The 25,729-nt window shown below is 38.2% G+C and carries 22 protein-coding genes; 10 read left to right on the top strand and 12 right to left on the bottom strand.

The features are described from left to right. Nucleotides 1–29: 29 nt before the first annotated feature. Nucleotides 30–1,673: a glucose-6-phosphate isomerase gene (gene pgi / locus AC27E9_RS08625; protein ID WP_487129225.1), complete on the bottom strand. Its 1,644-nt coding sequence runs from the start codon at nucleotides 1,671–1,673 to the stop codon at nucleotides 30–32. A gap of 140 nt (nucleotides 1,674–1,813) precedes the next feature. Between pgi and AC27E9_RS08630 the strand changes: the two genes are divergently transcribed. Next, nucleotides 1,814–2,812 carry a LysR family transcriptional regulator gene (locus tag AC27E9_RS08630; RefSeq protein ID WP_487129227.1) on the top strand — a complete coding sequence of 333 codons (999 nt, stop codon included), beginning with the start codon at nucleotides 1,814–1,816 and terminating at the stop codon, nucleotides 2,810–2,812. Nucleotides 2,813–2,832: 20 nt separating this feature from the next. Here AC27E9_RS08630 and AC27E9_RS08635 read toward each other — a convergent pair whose 3' ends face one another. Continuing rightward, a complete protein-coding gene (locus AC27E9_RS08635) occupies nucleotides 2,833–3,408 on the bottom strand; it encodes a TetR/AcrR family transcriptional regulator (RefSeq protein WP_487129229.1) in 576 nt (191 codons plus the stop codon). Between the two features lie 177 nt (nucleotides 3,409–3,585). Between AC27E9_RS08635 and AC27E9_RS08640 the strand changes: the two genes are divergently transcribed. The 5 genes from AC27E9_RS08640 (at nucleotide 3,586) to AC27E9_RS08660 (ending at nucleotide 10,179) form a co-directional block, all read left to right on the top strand. Continuing rightward, nucleotides 3,586–4,632, top strand: coding sequence for an efflux RND transporter periplasmic adaptor subunit (locus AC27E9_RS08640; protein WP_487129231.1), 1,047 nt, complete (start codon nucleotides 3,586–3,588; stop codon nucleotides 4,630–4,632). Between the two features lies 1 nt (nucleotide 4,633). Then, nucleotides 4,634–7,684 carry an efflux RND transporter permease subunit gene (locus AC27E9_RS08645; protein WP_487129233.1) on the top strand — a complete coding sequence of 1,017 codons (3,051 nt, stop codon included), beginning with the start codon at nucleotides 4,634–4,636 and terminating at the stop codon, nucleotides 7,682–7,684. Between the two features lie 252 nt (nucleotides 7,685–7,936). Beyond that, nucleotides 7,937–8,476 (top strand): cytochrome b, encoded by a 540-nt coding sequence (locus AC27E9_RS08650; RefSeq protein WP_487129235.1) that lies wholly within the window; start codon nucleotides 7,937–7,939, stop codon nucleotides 8,474–8,476. Nucleotides 8,477–8,594: 118 nt separating this feature from the next. Then, nucleotides 8,595–9,155 (top strand): YceI family protein, encoded by a 561-nt coding sequence (locus AC27E9_RS08655; protein ID WP_487129237.1) that lies wholly within the window; start codon nucleotides 8,595–8,597, stop codon nucleotides 9,153–9,155. Between the two features lie 58 nt (nucleotides 9,156–9,213). Next, on the top strand, nucleotides 9,214–10,179 hold the full coding sequence (locus AC27E9_RS08660; protein WP_487129239.1) for a glutathione S-transferase family protein: 966 nt from the start codon (nucleotides 9,214–9,216) through the stop codon (nucleotides 10,177–10,179). Nucleotides 10,180–10,320: 141 nt separating this feature from the next. On the opposite strand, the gene AC27E9_RS08665 is transcribed toward AC27E9_RS08660, so the two are convergent. The 6 genes from AC27E9_RS08665 to AC27E9_RS08690 form a co-directional block, all read right to left on the bottom strand. Further along, a complete protein-coding gene (locus tag AC27E9_RS08665; protein ID WP_487129241.1) occupies nucleotides 10,321–10,758 on the bottom strand; it encodes a DoxX family protein in 438 nt (145 codons plus the stop codon). Nucleotides 10,759–10,836: 78 nt separating this feature from the next. After that, entirely contained in the window at nucleotides 10,837–11,661 is an 825-nt protein-coding gene (locus AC27E9_RS08670; protein WP_487129243.1) for an HvfC/BufC family peptide modification chaperone, read from the bottom strand. Then, nucleotides 11,651–12,631, bottom strand: coding sequence for an MbnB/TglH/ChrH family RiPP precursor modification enzyme (locus AC27E9_RS08675; RefSeq protein WP_487129245.1), 981 nt, complete (start codon nucleotides 12,629–12,631; stop codon nucleotides 11,651–11,653). Before AC27E9_RS08675 ends, AC27E9_RS08670 begins: the two co-directional genes overlap by 11 nt. A gap of 54 nt (nucleotides 12,632–12,685) precedes the next feature. Next, nucleotides 12,686–12,973, bottom strand: coding sequence for a BufA1 family periplasmic bufferin-type metallophore (locus AC27E9_RS08680; RefSeq protein WP_487129247.1), 288 nt, complete (start codon nucleotides 12,971–12,973; stop codon nucleotides 12,686–12,688). Nucleotides 12,974–12,989: 16 nt separating this feature from the next. Beyond that, nucleotides 12,990–13,307, bottom strand: coding sequence for a thioredoxin (trxA, locus tag AC27E9_RS08685; RefSeq protein ID WP_487129249.1), 318 nt, complete (start codon nucleotides 13,305–13,307; stop codon nucleotides 12,990–12,992). Nucleotides 13,308–13,372: 65 nt separating this feature from the next. Continuing rightward, entirely contained in the window at nucleotides 13,373–13,840 is a 468-nt protein-coding gene (locus AC27E9_RS08690) for a YHS domain-containing (seleno)protein (RefSeq protein WP_487129251.1), read from the bottom strand. A 63-nt stretch (nucleotides 13,841–13,903) separates the two neighbouring features. On the opposite strand from AC27E9_RS08690, the gene AC27E9_RS08695 reads away from it, so the two are divergent. Continuing rightward, nucleotides 13,904–14,776, top strand: coding sequence for a cupin domain-containing protein (locus tag AC27E9_RS08695; RefSeq protein ID WP_487129253.1), 873 nt, complete (start codon nucleotides 13,904–13,906; stop codon nucleotides 14,774–14,776). Between the two features lie 10 nt (nucleotides 14,777–14,786). Here the strand turns inward: AC27E9_RS08695 and AC27E9_RS08700 are convergent, their stop codons facing one another. Further along, nucleotides 14,787–16,790: a tetratricopeptide repeat-containing sulfotransferase family protein gene (locus AC27E9_RS08700; protein WP_487129255.1), complete on the bottom strand. Its 2,004-nt coding sequence runs from the start codon at nucleotides 16,788–16,790 to the stop codon at nucleotides 14,787–14,789. Between the two features lie 108 nt (nucleotides 16,791–16,898). Beyond that, nucleotides 16,899–19,553 carry a TonB-dependent receptor gene (locus AC27E9_RS08705; protein ID WP_487129257.1) on the bottom strand — a complete coding sequence of 885 codons (2,655 nt, stop codon included), beginning with the start codon at nucleotides 19,551–19,553 and terminating at the stop codon, nucleotides 16,899–16,901. Nucleotides 19,554–19,768: 215 nt separating this feature from the next. Between AC27E9_RS08705 and AC27E9_RS08710 the strand changes: the two genes are divergently transcribed. Then, on the top strand, nucleotides 19,769–21,715 hold the full coding sequence (locus AC27E9_RS08710) for a BCCT family transporter (RefSeq protein ID WP_487129259.1): 1,947 nt from the start codon (nucleotides 19,769–19,771) through the stop codon (nucleotides 21,713–21,715). Between the two features lie 2 nt (nucleotides 21,716–21,717). Here the strand turns inward: AC27E9_RS08710 and AC27E9_RS08715 are convergent, their stop codons facing one another. Further along, complete coding sequence (locus AC27E9_RS08715; RefSeq protein WP_487129261.1) at nucleotides 21,718–22,215, bottom strand: MarR family winged helix-turn-helix transcriptional regulator; 498 nt, start codon at nucleotides 22,213–22,215, stop codon at nucleotides 21,718–21,720. A gap of 216 nt (nucleotides 22,216–22,431) precedes the next feature. Here AC27E9_RS08715 and AC27E9_RS08720 point away from each other — a divergent pair, with 216 nt between their 5' ends. Then, nucleotides 22,432–23,652 carry an Nramp family divalent metal transporter gene (locus AC27E9_RS08720; RefSeq protein ID WP_487129263.1) on the top strand — a complete coding sequence of 407 codons (1,221 nt, stop codon included), beginning with the start codon at nucleotides 22,432–22,434 and terminating at the stop codon, nucleotides 23,650–23,652. An 84-nt stretch (nucleotides 23,653–23,736) separates the two neighbouring features. Here the strand turns inward: AC27E9_RS08720 and AC27E9_RS08725 are convergent, their stop codons facing one another. Further along, nucleotides 23,737–24,390, bottom strand: a complete 654-nt coding sequence (locus AC27E9_RS08725; protein WP_487129265.1) for a LiaF domain-containing protein — start codon at nucleotides 24,388–24,390, stop codon at nucleotides 23,737–23,739. Between the two features lie 485 nt (nucleotides 24,391–24,875). Here AC27E9_RS08725 and AC27E9_RS08730 point away from each other — a divergent pair, with 485 nt between their 5' ends. Beyond that, entirely contained in the window at nucleotides 24,876–25,631 is a 756-nt protein-coding gene (locus AC27E9_RS08730) for a substrate-binding periplasmic protein (protein ID WP_487129267.1), read from the top strand. Nucleotides 25,632–25,729 lie beyond the last annotated feature (98 nt).

Genomic DNA, 25,729 nt, shown 5'->3' on the forward strand with positions numbered 1-25,729 from the left:
TGAAAGTGTCGTTAATATTAGCTTAGATACTACTTGGTATGGTTTTGATAAAAATTCATTAGCCCAGAGGTTGAGCTGTCGTGTTGTTCGCTTATTTTTCCTGAAGCTAGCTCTTGTTGAATGTTATTTGCTAAACCTTTACCTAGCTCAACTCCCCATTGATCAAAAGAGCATATTTGCAAAATAATTCCTTGTACGAAAATTTTATGTTCATATAAAGCAATTAAGCTACCTAAAGAACGTGGTGAAATCCGTTTCATTAAAATAGTATTTGTTGGGCGGTTACCTTTATGCACTTTGTGTGGCGCGACTTTATTTATATAGTCTTGAGTACGACCTTTTGCTTTTAAATCGGCACGAACTTGAGCTTCATCAACCCCTTGCATTAACGCCTGGGTTTGTGCGAAAAAATTTGCCATTAACGTTTCATGATGGCCTTGTACTGGTGTCACACTTTCCACTGAACCAATAAAATCTGCTGGCACCACATTATTACTTTGATGTAGGTACTGATAAAAAGCGTGTTGACCATTAATACCTAATTCACCCCAAATCGAAGGCACGGTTGGGTAAGCGATTGACTGACCATCCCAAGTAACCGATTTGCCGTTACTTTCCATTTCTGCTTGCTGTAAATAAGCTGACAACATATGCAGTGATTGATCATAAGGTAAAATGGCTTGAGATTGTGCACCTAAAAATGTGCAATTCCACACACTCAGCAAAGCCAAAATTACAGGTGCATTTTCAGATAAAGGTGCATTACAAAAGTGTTGATCAATTTCATGCGCTCCTTCTAGTAATTCGATAAAACGTTCAAAGCCTAAGTCGATAGCAATCGGTAGGCCAATGGCTGACCAAAGCGAGAATCGCCCGCCAACCCAATCCCACATATCAAAAATGTTTTCCTCAGCGATACCAAATTCAGTGGCATTTTTCTTATTTGAAGACACGGCAACAAAATGCTTAGCAATAGCCGATTGATCAAATGAAGAAGATACCAACCATTTCATTGCTGTTTTAGCATTAGTCATGGTTTCTGTGGTGGTAAAGGTTTTACTCGACACAATAAATAAAACTTTCTCTGGATTCAATGGCCTAAGAACATTGGCTATTTGAGTGCCATCAACGTTAGAAACATAATGAACATTTACGCTATTATCGCTGTACTGTTTTAACGCTTCAGTGACCATTTGAGGCCCTAAATTTGAGCCACCAACACCAATATTAACAACATCAGTAATACGTTTTCCCGAATAACCTTTCCATAGACCTTGGCGCACTTTTTCACTAAAGGCTTTCATTTTATTTAAGGCAAGTTGCACATCACTATTGATGTCTTTGCCATCTAACAATATTGGCTTGCTTGAGCGGTTTCTCAATGCTGTATGCAATACTGCTCGCTCTTCGGTACGGTTAATACGTTCACCACTAAACATTTTTTCTCGCCAACCTTCTACATCACACTCTTTGGCAAGATTAATCAATAATTCCATAGTGGAATTTGAGATTAAATTTTTTGAATAATCGAGAAGAAAAGGTGGTAATTTAATAGAAAACTCGTTGAAACGATTTGGTTGTTGAGTAAATAATTCACTCATATGCTGAGACTTCATTTCGCTGGCATGAGTGGTTAATTGTTTCCAACTCGGTAATGAGGTTCTATCTTGCATTTTTTCTCCAGTTTAAGCATTTGTGGCTATAAAAGTATTACTAGGCATACTATTTACTAATTATTGTGTGGTGACTAATAATTAATTGATCTATTAAAATGTAAATTAGTTATTTACTTGACTAATTGGTCAAGTATAGCGTGGTTAAACGAAATATTGCCAATAATTCAGCCGTTTTCTTGTGGTTATTTTTGTTAGTTGCAATAATTAGAGTATTATTTCTTAAGTTATTTAGCTTTATGCAACAATATGATTTAGTCGCATTACGCAGTTTTATTTCAGTAGTAGATACCGGTAGTTTTAATCAAGCGGCAGAAATGCTAGAAGCTAGCACTGCAGCGGTTAGTCGTCGCGTTTCTGGGCTAGAAGCAGCACTCAATGTTCGTTTGCTTAATCGTACAACGCGGCGAATTGAGCTAACAGAGGCTGGGTTACAATTTTATCAAGATGTTGTGAATATTTTCCAATCATTAGATGAAGCGCAAGAGCGTATTCAAACTAGTAGTGAAAATATCAAGGGAAATTTACGTATTTCGGCACCATTAAGTTTCGGCATTACCTCATTAACACCCATTTTAAGCGGTTTTATGAAGCTGCATCCTGAACTCAAAATTCACTTACAATTAGAAGATCATCGTACTGATTTTGTTGCTGAAGGCATAGATGTTGGTATTCGAATTGGTGGACTAGAAGATTCAACCTTAGTGGCATTGCCTATTACTACTGTGCCAGTGATATTTTGTGCCGCACCTAGTTATTTAGCTGAACATGATGAACCTAATATTCCCGAAGATTTAATTAAGCATAATTGCTTACGTTACAGTTTGATTAGCCCTAAGCTGGGCTGGGTAGCTCAAGAGAATGGTGAAGAGCGCAGTATTGATGTTAATGGCACTTTAACGTCAAACAATGGTAATGCATTAAAGGACGCAGCTGTGGAGGGACTTGGGATTCTTAAATCACCTGCTTTTATTGTTAATGATGCTATTGAAAAAGGGCAGCTAGTCGAAATTTTAGCGGATTATAAATCGGCGCCGCATGGATTATACGCGATAAAGTTATCGCGGAAGTTTACGTCGGCGAAAGTAACAGCCTTCATAGATTACCTTAAGGCTTATTATGCTGAACAAGCTTCTTAAAGATACTAGCTTTCAATAGTTTAATTATTGATTGAGGTTGCGGCTTTAAATACCGCCATTAAGCTTTCAACAAAAGCTACATCGTCTTTATCTGATACCGAAACTGTAATACCAAATGGCGCAAAATGAAGAGCTTCTGCTAGTTGTCCTGCTGATAAGTTAACATTTTTCAAGGTTAACCTTTGCGCTACTATTTCTTTTTCTATTCTAAGTTGAATACTTTCTTTAACTAAATTCTCTTCATTTTGAATGAGATCTTTACAGTAGGCTTGGCCTGCGTGTAATAAATCTGCACGCACTAAGTTACTGGAAATATCATTAAAAAAACCTTCGCAACGCTGAATAATTAGTGCTTGTGTTTCTGACCAAAAGTTAATTTCTGATATCCGATAATCGTCAATTAAGGTGTTATATTGCTGAAAATGCTTATTAACTACCGCTCTAAACAACACTTCTTTAGATTTAAACTGCTTGTGAATCGTGACACGAGAAACCCCCGCATGTCGACTAACCATAGATATATTGGCAGCGCCGTAGCCGTATTGAAAAAAGCAATCCATCGCAGTATCGAGTATTTTTTCAGTTGTACTTGGCAAAACATTTTCTCATTAGTAATGGTGACCTAGTGATATTAACTTGAATTTGATTATTAAACAACAGGTTTACAATGGTTGTTAATGTGTAAACCTGTGCTATAATTGTGTAACTTATATCGATTGATTGTGTTTTTTCAGTCGGATTACTAATTAGTTAAGATACATATTGGGGTTAATGTGAATAAAATTTTTATCGTCGCCATCGTGTTTTTGTTGCAAGCGTGCTCAGAGCCCGTGGAAACAGTAAAAGAAACTGCGCCAGTTGTTGTGCAATTGTCTGCTGCATCTATAACCAATATAGCCAACGATTTTGAATTTCCAGCCACAGTATCAGCAGTGAAAAGTGTTGATCTCAAATTTGAGGTTTCAGGGCGGTTAATATTCGAAAGCCTTATTGAAGGCAGTGACGTTAAAAAAGGGCAGGTTTTAGCGAAAATAGATCCAGCACCATTTCAACGTAAGGTCGAAGAAAGTCGAATTCGTCATCAAGATGCACAACGTGATCTAAAGCGTGTAAAAGACATTTTTGAGAAAAACGTTGCATCGCAGCGTGATTACGATGACGCTAAATCACAGTTTTCTATCACTAAACTAGCATTAGAAAATGCTGAACAAGATTTAAGCTACTCAACCATTAGGGCGCCATTTGATGCTGTTATTGGTGCGCGATACATTGAAAATAATAGTTATATCCGCACTGGCGACACACTGGCCAATTTACAGGATAGATCTGAGCTTTATTTTACTTTTGAAGTACCTGAGCGAATTATGACAGCAAATGCTGGCAACCGTGATGTAAAAGCAACCGCACATATTATTGGTCAAGAAGATAAAGTGTTTGATATTCATTATGTTGAGCATAAAACTACGCCAGATCCGATTACCCAAACCTATGGTGTAACATTTGCACTTGATGGCGAAATTACTAAGTTATTTTATCCCGGTTCAAGAGCGATTGTTAATATTAAAGATAATAACAGCCACGCCCAAGCATTAGTTATTCCGTTAAACGCATTAATGGGCAATAGTGATGATGGTTTTAGCGTATGGCGCTTTGACCAAGATAATAGTACTTTGAAGAAAGTGACTGTTGAAATATCGCAATTGCAAGGTGAGTATGCACTAATTTCAACAGGCTTGAATGCTGGCGATAAAGTAGTTTCCGCTGCGGTAAGCCAAATGCGTGAAGGACTAAAAGTTAGAGAATATAAGGCGGCATTTTAATATGGATATCGCACGCTATTCGTTAACTAAACCAATCAATATTTGGCTTTTATCAATTTGCTTTATTATAGGCGGCATTGTTGCCATGGGGAAAATAGGGCGGTTGGAAGATCCTGCTTTTACCATTAAACAAGCGGTTATCTTTACTTATTACCCTGGTGCTAGTGCAGAAAAAGTCGAAAAGGAAGTTACTGAACAAGTTGAAATTGCCTTACAGCAAATGTGGCAGTTAGATGTTTTAGACTCAGTAAGTAAGCCAGGATTTTCGCGTGTGACGATGGAAATTCAGCCACATATAGATGGCCCTTTGTTACCGCAAATCTGGGATGAACTTCGTAAACGCTTAAGCGATATTCGTAATGACCTACCATTAGGCGCTAGTGCCCCAGTTGTAGTTGATGATTTTGGTGACGTTTACGGTATTTATTATGCATTGTCAGCGCCAGATTTTAGTGCTTATCAAATGCGTGAATTCTCTCGTATTATTCGTCGTGAAATACTAACGGTTGATGGTGTAGCGAAAGTGCAAGTTGGTGGCATTTTAGAAGAAGAAATTGTTGCTAAAATTGATAGTTACCAAATCGCCGGTTTAGGTTTGTCTTTTCCTGATATTCAACAGGTACTCGCAAGTAATCTAAAACCTTTTAGTGGCGGTCGTTTATTTGTTGGTGATAAACAAATTCGTATACCGGTTGAAAGCTCAACTAACAAAATTGAGGAAATAGAGAACCTTTCTATTGTTATTCCTGGTAAAAATGCCTCTATAAAAATTAAAGATATTGCTGAATTAAGTATTCAACCGGTTGAGATCCCAAATGGGCTAAAACGCTTTAATGGTGAAAGCGCGATTACCTTAGCTGTGTCGGCACAAAATGATATTAACATTGTTGAAGTTGGTGAAAAAATTGAAGCCAAACTAGCTGATGTTTTAACTAAGTTGCCTGCCGGTATTGATGTTTCGTCTATTTATAACCAAGCAAAAATTGTTGATAAGTCAGTTGACGGCTTTATTTTAAATCTAGAAATTTCTGTTGCTGTAGTTACACTCGCTTTATGTTTATTTATGGGCTGGCGCTCAGGTATTGTGGTTGGCGGTACGTTATTAATCACAGTGTTAGGTACCGTGTTAATTATGTGGCTTTACGATTTGCAATTACAGCGGATCTCGTTAGGCGCTATGGTTATCGCCATGGGAATGCTGGTTGATAATGCCATTGTTGTGGCAGAGGGCATGATGTTGCGCATGGAAAAAGGCAAATCAGCAATGGAGTCAGCAAGCTTCATTGTTAAACGTACTCAATGGCCACTGCTTGGTGCAACTGTTATCGGTATTGCCGCATTTTCAGGTATTGGTTTATCTGATGATGCTACGGGTGAATTCTTATTTTCACTGTTTGCCGTGGTATTAATTTCACTGATGCTAAGTTGGATTTTAGCGGTAACCTTAACGCCGTTATTAGGTAAGTATTTCTACCAAGTTGGCAGTCAATCTAGTCAAGAGGAAAGTCATTCATTATTCCATAAAGCTTATTTAGTCATACTGCACAGTGCATTGCATTGGCGTGGCATTACCTTAGGTTTATTAATTGCGATAACTATTGGTGCATATGCGAGCTTCGGTTTAATAAAACAAGGTTTTTTCCCACCGTCGAATACACCGGTATTTTTTGTTCATTACTGGGGGCCACAAGACTCTGATATACGCGCGACAGAAAAATATATGAAGCAAGGTGAGAAATTGATCCTTGAGACTGAAGGTATTGAATCATTATCAACTTTTATCGGTGAAAGCTCAGAACGCTTTACCTTAGTATTCGCACCAGAATTACCAAACGAAAGTTATGGTTTATTCTTGGTACGGGCACATGATGCTGCGGAAATTCCACGTTTAGCGCAGGAAATCTCAAACAAGTTAAGACAAGAAAATCCGAAGGTGAACTTCTACGCAGAAATTATGCAGTTTGGTCCAGGCGCTGGCGCTAAAATTCAAGCACGTTTTTCCGGTGAAGATCCTGCAATATTGCGAGATTTAGCAGCACAAGCGAAAGCCATTTACTTTGATGATGGCAAAATTCGTGATATCCGTGATGATTGGCGAGACAAAGGTATTGTTTTAGCTCCTGAATATGATGATATTGCCGCAGGTATTGCGGGGGTGTCACGTTCTGATTTTAGCCAAGCAATTGAATTTTATACCGATGGTTTACAAATTGGCCAATTGCAAGATGGTGATTACCTATACCCAATTATTGCTCGCAATAGTAATACTAACCCTGATCAACTTGTCAGTTTAGAAAATAGCTTAGTGTGGAGTAGCAGCCAACGTACTTATATTCCATTTAAACAAGTAAGTGGAAAAATGACTTATAGCAGCGAGGAGTTGCTGATTAACCGCCGTGACCGAGTTCGAACTATTACCGTTAAAGCGGAAGCGGGATACGATGAAACTACCGGCGAAGCTTTTGGTCGCACACAAGCCAAAATTGAAGCCATTGAATTGCCAGTTGGATATAACCTAGAGTGGGGTGGCGAATATGAATCATCACGCGACGCGCAAGCCGCTTTAGGTCAAGGGTTGCCATTAGGTTTTTTAATTATGTTTATTATTAGTGTCTTGCTATTTGGTCGCGCAAGACAGCCTATTATTATTTGGTTAATTGTTCCTATGGCGGTAGTTGGTGTTGTTGCCGGCTTACTCTTAGCTGATTTACCATTTGGCTTTATGTCGTTACTAGGCTTTTTAAGTTTATTTGGCATGCTAATAAAGAATGCTATTGTTTTATTAGAGGAGATTGACTTGCAAATTCAAGAAGGTAAGGAAAAAGCCTTAGCCATTGTTGAAGCGAGTTTAAGCCGTTTACGTCCGGTTTCATTAGCAGCAATAACAACTATTCTTGGGGTGATGCCATTAATATTTGACCCTTTCTTTGCCGATATGTCGGTGACTATTATGGGCGGTTTAGCATTCGCAACTATTTTGACTATGGTCGCGGTACCAGTACTTTATAGTGTTTTTTACAAAATTAAGGTTGATAAAAGTGCCTTTAACTAAGGTATTTTCTGCAGCTTGATGTAAGTTAGCCATCCATGAAAAAGGCGAATAGTTTACTATTCGCCTTTTTAGATCGTGCAGCCATATTACTCACTCCTCGCCCGACATTATTATTTCTGTCGTTTATTGAATCTATTATCTATCGTTATCATTGTTACGTTTTTTGCAATTATCATTTGCTTCTAGCCATATTTATTACATTCAATTTCTTCCATAAAATATCGCTATTGTTTACAAGATTAGATATTCGCTATGTGGAAAAACTCAGAAGATAAATTTGGTTTAGTCAGTAAATTATTGCATTGGATAAGTGCGATTACTGTATTTTCAATGTTTGCTTTAGGCTACTGGATGGTTGATTTAACTTATTACAGTCAGTGGTACCAAACTGCACCGCATTGGCATGAAAGTGTCGGTATTTTATTGCTTATTGCTACGGCTTTTCGCTTAGTTTGGCGCTTTATTAGCCAAGCCCCTAACGCTATTCACAGCCATTCTAAGCTGGAACAACAAGCATCAAAGCTAACTCACGCAGTGCTCTATGCTTTGCTTTTTGTCTTGATGTTAAGTGGCTACTTTATTTCTACTGCTGATGAGCGCGCAATTGATGTTTTTAGCTGGTTTAGTGTTGCAGGCTTTGGTGAATTAATTGAGAACCAAGCTGATCTCGCCGGTTTAATTCATGAATACCTCGCTTATTTTCTTGTCGGATTAGCATTAGTTCATGGTGGTGCGGCACTGAAACATCACTATGTCGATAAAGACAAAACGCTAACAAGGATGATCAAATAAGGCTTTGCTCTTAAACGCGGATTTAGATTTTAAAGTTTATATCCAACATATACAAATACATAAGCTTGCTGTAACTGGCAAGCATCAACAAATCGCCGATATGGCGTAAGGAATTAAAATGAAAAAGATACTTCTAGCAACATCACTTTTAGCGGCTAGCGCCTTTATTCCTGCAATGGCAGCTAACTATATTATTGACCATGAAGGTGCGCATGCATCAATTAACATCAGCGCAAGCCATTTAGGTTTTAGTGTTTTAACCGGACGCTTTAATACTTTTAGCGGCAATTTTTCTTACGATGAGCAAGATATTTCTAAATCAAAAGTAAACGTCACTATAGATACCAGCAGTTTTGATTCAAACCATGCTATGCGTGACAAACATGTTCGTTCTGATGATTTTCTTGATGTTGCGAAATATGCGCAAGCAACATTTGTTAGCACTAAAGTTGTCGATTTAGGTAATGGAAAATTAACCATTACAGGTGACTTCACTATGCATGGCGTAACTAAGCCAATGACCATTGATGCCATTAAAGTTGGCGAGGGCCAAGATCCATGGGGCGGTTATCGTTTAGGCTTCAATGGAAAAAGCACCATTAATATGGGCGATTTTGGTTTTAAGAAAAACTATGGTCAGGTTGATCTAACTTTGCATATTGAAGGAATTCGCCAGTAACTAATTAGTGTGCTAGCGCTAGCATAATAAAGAAGAATTTAAATTAAGTGAGGGTGTTATGAGCAAGGTAACTTCAAATTGGAAATCGAGCATTAAAGCAGGAAGCTATCAGCGTAAAGCTTCTCAATTTCGTCAATGGATAAGTGTTGATGGCGACACCGGCTTTAAAGCTGAATCAGGTCGCTATCATTTATACGTCTCTCTAGCTTGCCCATGGGCCCATCGCACTTTGGTTTTTCGTAAACTTAAAGGCTTGGTTGAACATATTTCGGTGAGTGTTGTACACCCCGATATGCATGAAAAGGGCTGGAGCTTTCTTCATGATGATGACACTTCTGCTGAATATCAAACAACCGGCGACAGCTTATATCAACAAAGCTTTATGCGAGATATTTATCATAAAAGTGCGGCAGACTATCAGGGAAATATTACTGTTCCTGTACTTTGGGATAAGCAGAAGCAAGTGATTGTTAGCAATGAGTCTGCCGATATTATTCGAATGTTTAACTCGGAATTTAATCATATAACAGGCAATGACTTGGACTTTTATCCTGAACATTTGCAGCAATATATTGATGAAGTAAATGAACTGATATATCACAATATTAATAACGGTGTTTATAAAACTGGCTTTGCCACCATACAAAGTGCTTATGAAGAAAATTGTCGTAAGCTTTTTTCAGCGCTAGCTGAAGTGGACAATATTTTAGCTAACAATCGTTATTTAACCGGCAATGAACTTACTGAAGCAGATTGGCGGTTATGGACAACGCTAGTGAGGTTTGACTCGGTTTACCATACGCATTTTAAATGCAATGTTAATTTACTTGTACAGTATGAAAATCTTTATCACTTTATGCTTGAGCTATACCAAATGACGGGTATTGCTGAAACGGTGAACCATGCACATATAAAACGTCATTATTACGCTAGCCATTTATCAATAAACCCGCATGGTATAGTACCAATAGGGCACCAACAAAATTGGTTAATAGCACATGATCGCGACAAAAAATTTACCTAGTTTTTTATACCCTAGGTACCAATGATTGCAGTGAGTAAATTGAAGTCAATATATTACATCACAATTTACTGCAATCGATTAATAAAGCCCTTAGCTACTATGTAACTAAGGGCTTTAATTTATTTGTTAACGACTTCTGATTTATGAAAGCTTTAATTTGCGGTCAACAGATAGTCTTTCACCGCCAAGCAACATTACCGCCAGAAGTAAACTGCCCCACAAAATATGCTCATTCATTGCTGCAGCACTGATATCAACTAAACTAAGTACTGCCACGATATTCACAACGAATAATCCTGCGGCTGAAAGTCGGCTAAATAATCCTATTGCTAGTAAAACCGGCAGTACTAATTCACCTATGGTGCCCGCCCAAGCGGCAGCAACAGGAGAAAGCAATGGCACTTCATATTCATATTCGAATAACATTAATGTTGACTCCCAGTCACGCAGCTTTGTCAGTCCTGATTTGAAAAATATACTGGCGACATATAGCCTAACAATAAGTAATGCTGGAATACGTAAGTAATCGGCATAATCTAAAATTTGGTTGTGTAAAGCTCTAACTTTTTGCAAAGTCATAATAATTGTTCCTCGTTAATATGTGCTATTTTAGGTTAAAAGTTTGGAAAAACTGCCACAGCAGAGATACAGTGAAAACTAGATTTCAGGTAACTTTGAAATGGAGCTGATCTGTTGTTGTTCGATAGCTTTTGGTAACCAATCGACAATGGAAAAGCCTTCAGATGATACTTTATCTAACGTTGTTCCTATACTGAGCGATTGTTCGTTCGTTGTTTGCTGAGACTGCCAAAGCTGTAACCACTGATATTCCTGCTGTGATATTTGCTGGTATTGAGCTTGAAAATTTGGTCGCCAAATTAGGTAATAATGTTGACTAGACTCAAAATCAGACAATTGTTTATGAATGTCGATTAAGGTTAATGTCACGTTATTTTCAACGGCAGCTTTAATGCTATCAATGATTAAATCCACCGGATAATTGAGTGCTAAGGGTTTAAAGCCTGCGCTAAAGTTAATTTTTAGTTCATAAGCATCATGTTCTGTTAGATAAGATAAACTTGTTAAATCTATTACTTTATCTTCGGCCCTTTCAGCTTGATGACAAGCAAAGTCCAATTCAGCAATAGCGGATAATAGCTGATTGTTTTTGCTTAAATGTTGGCAAATAAACTCAGCAAAACTATCACCTAATTCCCCCCAATCATATTGAGGCTTAAAATGTATTTGTAAGTACTTTTTGACCAATAAGGTAAATTCTGCTTCGCCGATAAAAGAATGCACAGTGGCAAAAGTGATCGCTAAAGCTTGGTTAGCGTTAGCCAGTAAACTTCGTTGATAAATTTTTAAACCTTCATTATATCTTTCACTATAGCCAGCACTTTCTAGTGTTGATGTGGATGCATTTTCTTCCAATGAAAATATAGCGGCTAACATAGCTGATTGTTGCTGTTTAATATTCATTGGTACTAACTCTATGCTTTGACTCTATGTCTGGCTCATTACTTGGCTCTAAAGTGGCAGTAGTTAAAGCCTGGAATGCGATAGATTTCGCCTTTTCGGCTTCCTGTACCAATGCTTGCCATGACGGCAAGTCATTATCCCATTCAATTAATGTTGGAATCGCGCCAAATTTCGCTATCGTGTAACGATATAACTGCCAAACATCATCGGAGACCGGTTGGCTATGATCATCTATCATCAATTGATCTTCACCTACAGGTGTACAGCCTGCTAAGTGAATTTCTCCAACAAGCGATGGCGGAATATTCTCTAACCATTTCTTCGCCTGAGTCAGCGGTTTAATCTTTACCTGTGTGCTATGCACGCTCTGTTTATCTAATAAAGGTGAATTTATCGCATTGACAATAATATTGTTTAAATCAATTAATAGCCTACAACCTGATAGCTGACATAGTTTCACTAGAAACTCAGCTTCGCTATACGTTGAACCAGATAAAGCTATGTAAGCTGATAAATTCTCCACTAAAATTTGTCGACCTAAAACTGCTTGTGCACGTTTAACATTAGCTACCATTGTCGATAAGCTTTCATCGTTAAACGGTACCGGTAATAAATCACCTGCGTGTATGTGATTTTCGTTACTTTCTGCCCAACTAAAGCAAGCATGATCTGATACTAATATCGGTTGATAACGCTCAACTAAGTTACTGAATTTATCAAGCTGAACTTGTGGTGCTGGTAATGCTGAACCTAAACCTAACGATGTTGCGTGCAGGCTAATTTCATAATGCTGACTTATATCACTCATTAGTGCATGAGCTGCACCACCATTAGCAAAGAAATTTTCAGCGTGTACTTCAATAAAGTCGATGTTAGCTGGAGATTTTAAGGCATCATCATAATGATCATGTCTTAAACCAACACCAATTAAAGGTAAGTTAACAGGTGTTTTTTTGTTCAAGGAAAACATAATTTTCTCCAGTAACATCGAAAAGGGTGAACGTAAATTGCCGTTATATTTGCGTTACGTTTTTTGCTTTAATTTTTCACGTGCTTCTTTACGAGTAAGTCCGCCTTGGCTCTTACATAAACCTTTGGTGACTAAACGCCACTCACCTGGATCGTTATCAACTTTTGATTGACCCGCACATGAGTGTGTTCCGGCTATGTTACTACAGTCATTTTGACCCGCTAACGAGATGCCGTAGCACTTTTCCTTCTTAGCTCGCTTTTCAGCAGCTTCTGCATCTGCAATCGCACCTAATGATAAAGCTGCAGCAAATGCTGTTGTTAATGCAATATTGTGTTTCATATGATTTTCCTTCTTATTAATGCTCGTTTAACCAGTTTAGTACATCAAGTTTGGGAGCCGCGCCAACATGCTCAGATGCAACTAATTTATCTTTTAAAAGTACTAGCGATGGAATGCTTCGAATTCCATATTTCTGTGCGAGTGCTGGCATATCATCAATATTGATTTTAACAGCTTTAACACGGCTTACTTGTTCATCAGCAACTTGTTCAAATATTGGCGTCATCGCCTTACAAGGGCCACACCATGGTGCCCAGAAGTCAATCAGCACTTCATTGTTTGAGGATATTACATCGCTAAAGTGCTGTTCACTTCTGATTTCTTCTACATTCATCGCTTTTCCTTTCTTACTCTATTTTTAACTTGATAGGTTAATTAATTCATTACAGAAGTGCTGGGTTACAATTTGTCCGCAGCAACACCTTTAATATCGCCCCAGTTGTCATTTGACTGGTTTAAGTAGCCAGGAACATCAGTTAACCATTTCTTTTGTACATCTTTATTTAGATTCAAATACAATTTGTTATCGACAATTTTCCACGCTAATGGGTCGGTATCAAATTTTTTCTCCATCGCTACACCGAATGCACAAAAACCGCCATATTGTGGAGCATATTTAGCTGGGTCAGCTTTAAACATGTCGCGATTTTCTTCATTGCTAAAGCGGTAAATACCACCTTTATAGGTTGCGGTGTAACTTGCGTTACCCATTTTAGGTGTCGACATAGTGAAGTAACTTACAGGGTCATAGCCTTTGATAGCTAAGTCGTTAGCATCTGCATTCATATCTATATCTGCAGCAAATGTAAGACTGCTCGCTACTAAAATTGAACCGGCTAATAATGTTTTTAAAGTTGTTTTAAACATGTTATTTCCTAAATTGTTTAATTGTTGAAGACAGGAGAAATAATAGTGTCGAATGATTAATGAGTGGGATACAATCGTCCGAACTTTGAACCAAATCGTCCAAGTTGGCTATTTATGGACCATCTTTCTCAAATTATTGATCGATTTAGCTTACAAGCAGGAGTGTTTTACACCGGTAAGCTTTGTGGTTTATCCCACTTTAATGAAGGGGAGGCCCTAGAAGGGCATATTCACTTATTGCGTAGTGGCACACTGTCAATTCTCGGCTTAGATAAATCGATGATTGTTTTAGATAAACCCTCAATTATTTTCCTACCACGGCCAGTTAAACATGGCTTAAAAGCAAGAGATACTGATAACGCTGAGTTAATTTGTGCAACAGTTACCTACGGTGGCAACCGTTCGAACCTATTGGCTGATGCTTTACCTGATTTATTAATTTTACCGCTAGCACAGTCGCCATTTTTGCAAACAAATATTGATTGGATGATTGATGAAGCGGGGCAGACATTGCAGGGCCGACAAGCAGTAATGAATAGGTTGATGGAAATTTTTATCATCAACATGATGCGTTCATTGATTACAAGCGGAGACATTGCTCAAGGCATGTTAGCTGGGTTAATGCACCCGCAATTAAAGAATGTATTACAGCAATTACATAACAATCCGGAAATGTCATGGTCATTAGCAAAAATGGCTGAGTTGGCGTTAATGTCTCGCTCTAAGTTTGCTGAAGTTTTTAAAAATGTTATTGGTCAAACGCCTAATGATTACTTAATTAGCTGGCGAGTTGGCGTGGCGCAATCACTATTAAAGCAAGGTAAGAATGTCAGCATTGTAGCCAATAGTGTTGGTTATGAAACGGCATCTGCACTTGCTCGAGTATTTCGAAAGCAAACCAATATGTCACCTAAAGAGTGGCTAGAGCAACAGTAAATTTTAATAATTACATGATATTTAATACGGCTTTTAATGGTGTTAAGTGATGCTCAAAGTGTCGCCATTGTTCAGTAGCACTCTTATAAATAGGTTGACGCACTTGTTCTGAGCTAGGTGTTTTAATCGTGCGCTTGGTGTTATGAAAATCAACGCATGATTGCTCAAATGACAACCCACAAAAGTCCAGTATTCTTCGCACTTGTTTTTCTAAATCATCAACAACGTCTTCATGGTTCACTGTTAATATAAAGTCAGGGAGCACTGAGTGCCAATGTGTCATCAATTTTAGATATGCTTGGTAATATCGACCAATATCTTCTAAGTCGTAACTAAAATCTTGTCCTTCAGCAAACAGCTGCTTAAAGCCGCTAAAACAGCACGCCATCGGCGCGCGTCTGGCATCAATAATTTTAGCATTGGGTAGTATTAGTCGAATTAAGCCAATATGGAGAAAGTTATTTGGCATTTTGTCGATAAAAAATGGCGCATGCTCTCGGTATACCTGGGTTTCATCAATAAATTGCTGACCAAAACGTTTGAATAGTTCTGGTTTTATTTCATTTAAATTTTTAGGGTAAAGGTTGGTATTGCTGTTTTGATGACGACCACGCAATCTAGCAGCTAAACCTAAAATATTATGCAACTCCATAGTGCCGTCAACTTGGCTGTGTGATGCCAGTATTTGTTCGAGTAATGTTGAGCCAGCACGTGGTAAGCCAACAATAAAAATAGGATCTGGTGTGTTTAAGCCTAATTGCCCACGGTTAGCAAAAAGCTCTGGTGTACAATATTGTATTTGTTCGGCTACTTGCTGTTCTATTTTTGTGATGTCAAAGCCATTGTGGTCACGCTGCAATTTATTACCTTGATGATAAGCTTGGAACGCTTTGTCGTAGTCTTTTCTGTCTTCATGGGCTTTGCCATTAGCAAAATGTAATTGAATTTTATCGGCTGGCGCTAGTAATGATTGGCTTATTTGCGCTTGTATATGGGTAATTTCGTCATCATTAAAACGGTAGGTTTTGGTATTGGCAAGACTCCAAAAAGCATCTCCGTAACTTGGTTTTAGGCGATAAGCTTGTTGGTAAGCGGCAACTGCTTTTTTTATATCACCTTTGGCTTTTAGTGCATGGCCTAATTGTAAATGAAAAGCAGCGCTTTGATGTTCGTCCGCTTTACTTTTCTTAATTGCTTGTCCAAAAATACTCACCGCTTGTTCAACGTTACCTAGTCCAAGTAAGATAGTGGCTTTGGCAACTTGATAACTTAGGTTATTGGGCTGTTCGGTCAATAAGGCTTCAACTTGAGTTTGCGCTGCTTTATATTTACCGATACGAATCAGTAAATTTAAATATTGCGAACGAGCATAAACATGCTCAGGTGCTAATTCTAAAGCACTGGATAGTAAAAACTCGGCATCGTCGTACACTTTCATTTCGATACCAATTTCCGCTAATAGGCACATGCCCTCAATGTTTCGCTTGTTATTTTGCAAAAACTGGCGACATATTTGTTCTGCTTTATGTAATTGTCCTTCTTGCATTAGCTCAGTGACAGCAAGCAATGCCGGTGGTAAATTTTTAAGCTTTGCTAATTGATTCGCTGCTTTTTGTACATTTTCAGTTTGGCTTGTGTCTCGATATAGGTTAATTAATTCCTGCCAACTTGCGACTAAACTGGAATTCATCTTTACTGCTTGTTCAAAGGACGATATTGCTTGCGTAGTTTTCTTAACTGCAAGATTGAGGTAGCCTTGTTCTTGATATGCACGACTATGTTTTGGATTTAGCGTAAGCAACGCTTGAATACTTTCAAAAGCTTCGGAATACTGGCCAAAATAGCGTTGTGCAACGGCCATTAAATACCACAACTCAACTTGTTGTTGGCTTTGCGTTACCTGACTTTGTAATTGTTTTGCTTGGCTAATTGCATGTTCAAATTTTGCTGTTTGAATTAATTGTTGAATTGATTTTAAATGTGTCGCAATAGAAGTAGGGCTTGGGTTTTCCAACGAATTAACTCCGAGAATAATTATTATTGTAAAAGCAAAGTTACTGTATCAATAAAAAGCCGTTTGATACAGATATCAAACGGCTTTTTAGCGGATTACAAGTTAACGCTAATAAAAGTCATATGAGAACCTAAAGCCGATGGTTCGTGGTCGATTGGTGACTACTTTTGGTGTAAATTGCTGAGTATCAATGTATAAAACTGCACTTTTATCGGTTAAATTATCAATAAATAGTTCAGCTTTCCATTCATCGTTAGTAATACCAAAACTTAAGTTTGCCAACACATAACTGTCTTGTATATAACGACCACCAGCAAACGTGTTGCCATTGCTATCTTTATAATTAACACCAGAATATACCTCAGCTTCCTTTTCTATACTTAACCCCGAGCCAGTGCCATAAACTAAATTTGTCGCGTCTTCTAATACGTATGCATCCATAGTCATACTGGCTAATCTTTCTCCGGTATAGCTTAGTGAGGCGTTAACATAGCCGGTCATATCTTTGGCGATAGGGTAAAAGTACTCTGCTTGCAGGTTACCTGAAAACTCTGCTGAATAGGGTAAGCGACTGCCAACTGCTGGGGCAATACCTGCTAATTCTGGGTTGATTGAAGTCAATTCAGTATCGATAAAACTAAATGCACCAGAGATAACCAAATTGTCGGTAGCTACCCAAGTAAAGTCACCATCGAATCCTTTAATTTCAGCATCACCAACATTATCGGTAAATACTAAGAAACTGATATTGGTTGGATCAAATCGTGATGTTTGTAAGTCAGATATTTCTGAATAATAGGCGGTCGCGTTAAAACGTAAGCTTTGATCGAATAATGTCGATTTAAAGCCTAATTCAAAGTTGTCTAAGCTATCGGTCGTTGAATATACTGGAATACGGAAACCGTCGAAGGCTCCTTCTTGATTTTTCGCTAAACCACCACCAACGCGATTAGTTACAGGAGGTCTAAAGCCTTCAGAATATGAGGCGAAAACCATTAGATTATCAGTTACTCTCCAATCAAGTGAAGCTTTAATGATAGTATCATCGACGGTTAATGTTCCGTCACTATCGAGTAAGCTTGTGTCTAGTTGACCGCTGGCAATAGCCGCCTGAATGGCGGCAGCTTCTTCGGCACCAAAAAACTCTGTAAGTGCTGCGTCGCTGCCATCGCCGAAGGCTCGCAATCGGCCACTAACATCAACCGTTGTTGTTGCACCTTTAAAGGTATCTTCGATTTCATACCAACGAGCACCAAGGCTTGCGGTAACTGTGTCGGTAATATCAAATTCAAACTGACCAAATACTGCTATTTGATCTATGGTATGGGTAATATCATTAACAAAGCTTATTTCCGATGAGAAAGGACCGCCATTGCTGTTGATACCCTCATTGCCAGCAAGTGTTCTTTGCAAGTCAGTAAAATATGGTAGGTCAGTATTACCTAACTGAAATTGACCTACAGTTGATAACTCTTGTGAGTCGTAAAATACCCCAGCAGTGACACGCCAGCGGTTCTCAGATGAAGTGTTAACACGAAATTCGTGAGTTGTACGCGATGTACTGGTTTCTTCTTTGTAAAATTTAGTTGGATCAACACATTCTTGAGTTTCAGGTGTTCCAGCATAGTTACAGGCATAATAGGCTGCAAATGAACCACCGTTAGTGTATCCGGTGTAATCAACCGTTGAGTTAATATCTCTATCTAGATAACCGCCCGTATAAACAATATCAAGGTGTTTAAGGCGACCTTCAAGGGTCCATGTGGTTAGGCCAAAATCATCATTGTTATCTTCAGGAACAAATCGATTAGTTGAAGATTCTCCCTCCAAATTCGGGTCGTAAGCAAAAACTCCTTCAGTATCAAGGGACTGTTGTGTATGCTGAACTAGAAGCTCCCATTCATCGTTGATGAGATAAGATAAGCCGAATCGGGCTCCAGCATAGTCTGCGGTGTTGAAGTTATCTTCGACCAAAGTATCATTTTTAGGTGGTGTAACCGGTACACTTTCAGGATTTGTTAAAGCACCACCTGAAACGCGACTAATAACAACTGCACTACCAGTGTAACCACCTTCACCTGGAACATTGAGTATGTTGTCAATCCAGCCACCTTGATGATCATTGTAAGCAGCAACGCGCACGGCTAATGAATCACTTAAAGACATATTAAAATAGGCTTCAAGTGAGTTACTCATATCTCCGCCTTTAGTAAAACTTGTGCTGGTATCGACACCAGCGGAAAAACCATCGTGATTAGGCTTATTGGTAATTAAACGCACCGTACCTGACTGTGAGCTAGCACCAAATAGTGTGCCTTGTGGTCCTGGTAATACTTCTATACGTTCAACATCTGTCGCGTAAATGTCGAGATTACGGCCTTGCATGGAAACAGGTTGTTCATCTAAATAAAATGCCACCGATGGTTGTAATGCCTGAACTGAAGATACTGCAATACTGGTTTGTGTAGTTGCAGCGCCACGAATGTAGATTTCGTTCTGGCCAGGACCTGTACCCTGAAAAACAACATTTGGCAGAAACTCCACGTATTGATCAAAATTCGCGACACCTAATTTTTCCAAACTGTCACCTGTCAAAGCACTTACCGTAACCGGAACTTCTTGAATTGATTCGGTGCGTTTCGTTGCGGTAACTTCAATAACTTCAATTGTTGCTTTATTTTGCTTTTTTATTTCTTCGGCATACAGAGAGCTTGATGCCGCGATTGCCGTTAATACGGCACAATGCAGCTTAGTGAGTTTCATATTGGTTATCCCTTGGCATTTTTATTATATGGTCGATTAAATACTATTAGAGTTCTAACTATATTTAGCCTAGTTTGAAGTTTAGCAACATATGGTATTTTATTCAAAAACTTAACTGAGGATGCTTATGGTAATTCTACGCTTTTATTTAAGATTGTTTACAGTGGAACTTATCCAGATATAATATCAATTCGAATTAAATTTAGGGGAATGGTTTGTCTTTAGCTTCTAAGAGCCAGTTAAACAACAAGGTCTTTATTACGGCTTCATCGATTATTATTGCGCTATTACTTTTCACTGCCGTACTGCCGAAACAAGCACAGAGTTTTTTTGAACTTATCCAAGCAAGTATTGTTGATAATGGCAGTTGGTTTTACGTGCTAACGGTGGCGTTCATCTTCTTTTTTGTTATGTTTTTAGGGTTGTCTCGTTATGGTGAAATTCGCTTAGGACCGGATCATGCAACTCCCGACTATTCGTTAGTTACCTGGCTTTCAATGTTATTTGCTGCTGGAATGGGCATTGGTTTAATGTTTTTTGGTGTTGCTGAACCATTAATGCACTACTTGTCACCGCCAACAGCTGAAGTTGGCACTGTTGACGCAGTTCAAGAAGCAATGAAAATGACCTTCTTCCATTGGGGGCTTCATGCATGGGCTATTTATGCCATTGTTGCGCTAGTGTTGGCTTATTTTAGCTATCGTCATAATCTTCCTTTAACCTTACGTTCAGCATTGTTTCCACTTATTGGTGAGCGCATTTATCGTTGGCCTGGTCATTTAGTTGATGTGTTTGCTGTGGTTAGTACAGTATTTGGTGTTGCTACATCACTTGGTTTAGGTGCATCACAAGTCAATTCTGGGTTTAATTATTTATTTAATATCGATATTTCTGTTAGTAATCAAATTATCATTATGTTGGGAATTACTTCACTTGCTGTTATATCTGTTGCCACTGGATTAGATAAAGGAATCAGAAGGTTATCTGAAGCAAACATGATTTTAGCGGTCATTTTACTTACCTTAATTTTTGTTTTAGGGCCAACGGTATTTTTACTTAAAGCTTATTTACAAAATATTGGCGATTATTTAGCGGATATTGTTCATAACACCTTTAATTTATTTGCCTATAAAAAGACTAATTGGATAGGCGGTTGGACGATATTTTATTGGGGATGGTGGTTAGCATGGGCTCCTTTTGTTGGCCTATTTATCGCTAGAATTTCCAGAGGACGAACCATTAGAGAGTTTATTCTCGGAGTTATGCTGATCCCTACGGTGTTTACATTATTGTGGATGACTATATTTGGAAATAGTGCGATTGATTTGGTCTATAACCAAGGTGTTGTAGCTCTTGGAGATATGGTCAGTAAAGACTCGTCTGTAGCGCTGTTTGTTTTTCTTGAGAATTTCCCACTGGCGTCAGTATTGTCGTTTTTCAGTGTTCTAATGATAGTTATATTTTTCGTAACTTCGTGCGATTCGGGGGCTATGGTGGTTGATATGCTATGTTCTCATGGCAGCAATAATACCCCGTTATGGCAACGCGTATATTGGGCTGTAGGCATTGGTATTGTTTCTGCTATTTTGTTATTGGTTGGAGGGCTTAACGCGTTACAGACCATGACCATAGCCAGCGCCTTGCCATTTGCCATTGTCTTATTAATTGCTATTGTTGGTTTGGTTAAAGCGCTAAAAGTAGAAGGGGTAAAACAAGAGAGTCAGCTAATTGCTGCAATTCCTCATGCTAATAACGAAAATAATGATAGCTGGCAGGCACGTTTAAAAAATATTGTTGATTTTCCTAATAAGCACAACGTGAATCGCTTTATAAGCCAAACCGTTGAACCTGCACTTGAATTAGTTGCAGAAGAATTACGAAAAAATCAAATTAGTGTTGAGATCAGTAATGAGGAAGCATTAACGCTAACAGTTGACCATGGTGAAGAGCAACCTTTTGTTTATCGAGTATTGGCGGGTAAACACTCTCAACCGGACTTTGTAAGTGAAGATGATGATGAGCAGAGTTATTATCGTGCAGAAGTCCATTTAGGCGAAGGTGGACAAGACTATGACGTTATGGGTTGGTCAAAAACGGCGGTGATCAATAACGTGATTGATCAATACCACAAGCATTTACACTTTTTACATTTGCTACGTTAACTCTATGTAGCGTCAGTTTTGTTTATACTGCTGGCGCTCATCGCATTGAGCTCGAGTAGCGGAGAGGCATCTATCTTATCGGCATTCATCATTTCAGATAGGCGTTCCATTGATGAAAGTAATTGTGATTGTTCCCAAGGCGCTAAATTAGAAAACTTTTCAATGAAATGTGCTTGCAAGGCTTGAGGTGCATTTTGTAAAAGTGCTTTTCCCTCGTTAGTCAGAAATAATCCTATTTTGCGCTTGTCTTGAGTATCTCTTACTCTTGACACAAGGGCTTTATTTTCAAGCCTATCTATTATGTTAGTAACAGTAGCAGGGCTTAAGTTAACACTTTTTGCCACTTGACTTGAATTGACACCAGCGGTTTTTTCTATTTCTAGCATGATAAGTAATTGCGGACTTGTTAAACCTGAGGTTTTACTTAAATGTTTAGAATGTAAATCAATTGCCCTGATCACTTTTCTTAATGCAATTAATAATTCTTGATGTTTTTCCATAACGATTAACTGATGGGTTTACGTGCCGCTAGTTTAATAAAGTTTATTTAATCTGCCTAGATAAATTATTTCGAGAAAGCGTTATTCGCTTCTAATTGACATAAGTTAAGAATTTGTTTTCTCTAAATTATATTTCGATACCGCAATTGTCGATAGCACTTGATATGATAAAGTAATGACACTCTCTCCCACAATAATAAAAAATAGGGTGTACGTATGAAATTACCTCAGGTTGGGCCTGCATTTTTAGTAACCGCGGCATTTATTGGTCCAGGTACTGTGATAACGGCTTCATTGGCTGGTGCAAATTTTGGTTTAAGTCTGGTTTGGGCGCTGTTATTTGCCATGATAGCAACGCTTGTTTTGCAAGAAATGTCGGCGCGTCTTGGAATTGTTACGCAACAAGGCCTAGGTGAAAATATACGCAACGCAATTACTCAGCCATTGGTTAAAAATGTTGTTATTGCCCTAGTGGTTAGTGCAATTGTTATCGGTAATGGCGCCTATCAAAGTGGCAATATATCCGGTGCCAGTTTAGGTTTAGGTAGCATATCCTCACAACTTGGTTGGCCCCTCGAACACGCTAGTAGTATTTTCCCTATTGTTATTGGCTTGGTTGCCTTTTTCTTGCTTGCTACGGGAAGTTATAAAATTATTGAGCGAGCATTAGTGTTACTTGTAGGCTTGATGAGTATTGCTTTTGTTGCCACCTTCTTTCTAACTGAGCCACCTTGGCTTGAATTAGGACGTAGCTTTATCGCGTTTGAAGTACCTACTGGCGCAACGTTGACGGTAATTGCCTTAATTGGTACAACTGTGGTGCCATATAATTTATTTTTACATGCCTCGACCGCCAGTAAAAAGTGGCAATCGGCTGATGACTTATCTTCGGCCAGGCAAGATTTACTGATTTCTGTGCCTTTAGGGGCGTTAATTTCAGTTGCTATATTATCAACAGCGGCCTCTGCGTTTTTTGGTCAACAGTTGAGTTTACGTAGTGCTGCAGATTTAGCTCCTGCATTACAACCACTTTTTGGTGATTGGGCGAGTGTGTTTTTAGGTTTTGGGCTTTTCTTTGCTGGTATTTCATCGGCTATTACAGCGCCGTTAGCGGCAGCATTCGCTTTAAGTGGAGTCTTAAATTTAGATAAAAGCCTAAATGGTTTTGGCTTTAAATTGACTTGGGGCGTTATTTTAATTATTGGTGTTTCGGTCAGTTGTCTTGGTTTTAAGCCAGTGGCAATAATTTGGTTTGCACAAGTTGCTAACGGTCTGCTTTTGCCAATTATTAGCATTTTTTTGCTATGGATTGTAAATACAGAAAAGCTTGGTCAGTTTCGTAATAATATTTGGCAAAATACTATTGCTGTTAGCGTAATATTCATTGCCTGTATGTTGAGCGCTCGTAGCTTGTTATCTGCGTTTGGTTTAATTTAATTACCTTTGCAAAAAAGAATTCGGAGCGTTAGTTTATAGAACTAACACTCCTCTAGAGAGTTTATAAGTTTGGTATTAATATTATTACTTGTTGCTATCAAATGCGGCTTTTAAATTGTTAGCAAAAGTTATAAATTTTTCTTTAATGGTTCTTTTTACCGAAACATTTAGAGCGCCTAGCACTACTTTACCTTCAATGGTTATACATGGTGCTTGGCGGGGGGCTAACGATGGTGCTTTATTTTCAATACTGCTAGCAATGCCATAGGTTTTACATATCACGTTGATGTTTTCAGGTACGTAAACGGTAGCATTACCTAGGATACAATTGACTCTAATGGTGACATTTTGATGCTGAAATACAGCATCAGTAAAGTCTAAAGTTGATTCGCCCAAAACGTTACGTAGTGTAATTGTTTTTGGTACGTACCACTGACCACTACGCTCGACATTACCTAATATACTTTTTAAATTTAATGTTTCATTCTCATTATCAGCGCTTGAGTAATTAGGAGTGAATTGATACTCTTTTTTATCATTATAATGGGTGTCGGTTTTTAGTGTTAAGTCAGCAACGAGGTCGACAATCTCTTGATGTGATTCACTATTCATTGCTTGGTCTAAGCGGCGCTCAAAAGCTTCCGATGAAATGATGCCGTGGCTATAGTTAAAAATTAGTTGATCTATAGTTTCTTCACGAACTTGTTCAATAGGGCGATCTTCTAAAATTACCGTCATTTGTCACTCCGTTGCTGATATGTTTATTTTATTTATAAGTATATTATTACCTAATTATAAAGCAAAGCGAGTGCCACTTATTAAATTCTATAAATTACAATGCATTATGAACTATAAGTTTATTTGGTTTAGTAAAGGTAGCTAAAATTTAGTGAAAACCCGCAGATGTTGAAACTTTCCTTAATGCCACTATAAGCAGGTATTTTCATATTGAATAGTTAAGCGTTTGATTGCCTATAAAAGAAAAAAAGTAACACACTTTCTTTAAAGCTTGAAATTAGAATGATGTTTAAAAACCTGAAATATATTGAAATTTTTGTTAGTCAGTTAAATCAAGCCTGTAATTTATGTATGCTTTGAAAATAAAGCTTTATTATTGTCACAATGAAGTGTTGCTATACTACTGATATATAAATTTAAAAAGATAATTAGGTTACATTACTATGTATATTAAGTAATGTAATTGATGTAAGGAAATAAATTAATTGAAATTAACGTATTGGTTAAGTCTTTATTTACTTTTTTCAGTGCAGGCTATTGCAAGTTCTTTAGAAAGCAAACCCGAAAAGTTAGTCGTTGGTTTAATTGAAGGTGGGCGAGCGCCGTATTTTTTTGCTAAAGAAAGTAAGAAGCAAGGGCTCTATCGAGATATTTTGTCGGCAATTGAACGTAAAACAAATATTAATTTTATTTACCGCTACTACCCTCAAGCTCGCCTTCGAAGAATGATGGTTTCTGGTCGCTTAGATATTGAGATGGGGACTGACCCACTATGGCGGCAAGAAAAAAATGAAATTGATATTACAAGTTATTCCGAACCGTTTATGTTGTCGCGTGAGTCTTGGGTTGTTTCCTCCGACAATAAGCATAAACTGCAATATTGGATTGATGTCCCACAAGAGGCTGTACCCTGTGTTGTACTTGGATTCAACATTGAAGAAAGCATGAAAAAAGCAGGCAACGATGTGCAAGGAAATAGTGATCAACACCTGCTTGAGATGCTAAAACGAAAACGGTGTGATATTGCTTTAATTCCAAACGCTATTCTCGATTATTATCAGAGCTTTAGCGATGGTGATTTAACAACACTTGCTGCTAAGAAAGAGTATCAGCTCCGTATTCGTATTGGTAAAAAGCGTCAGTACCTATTGCCACAAATTAATCGTGCAATTACTGAAATGAAGTTGAGTGGCGAGTTATCACGTTTATTGAAAAAGTACGATATTCGAAATAACGGGTAAGGTCATTGCCGTTTAGATATTTATTTCCCCCCTTTATTATGAAAAGAGCATTTTACTATGTTTAATTTGAGCGTTATAAAATGGATCAGGTTCGCTGT

Source organism: Colwellia meonggei, from assembly GCF_057537295.1.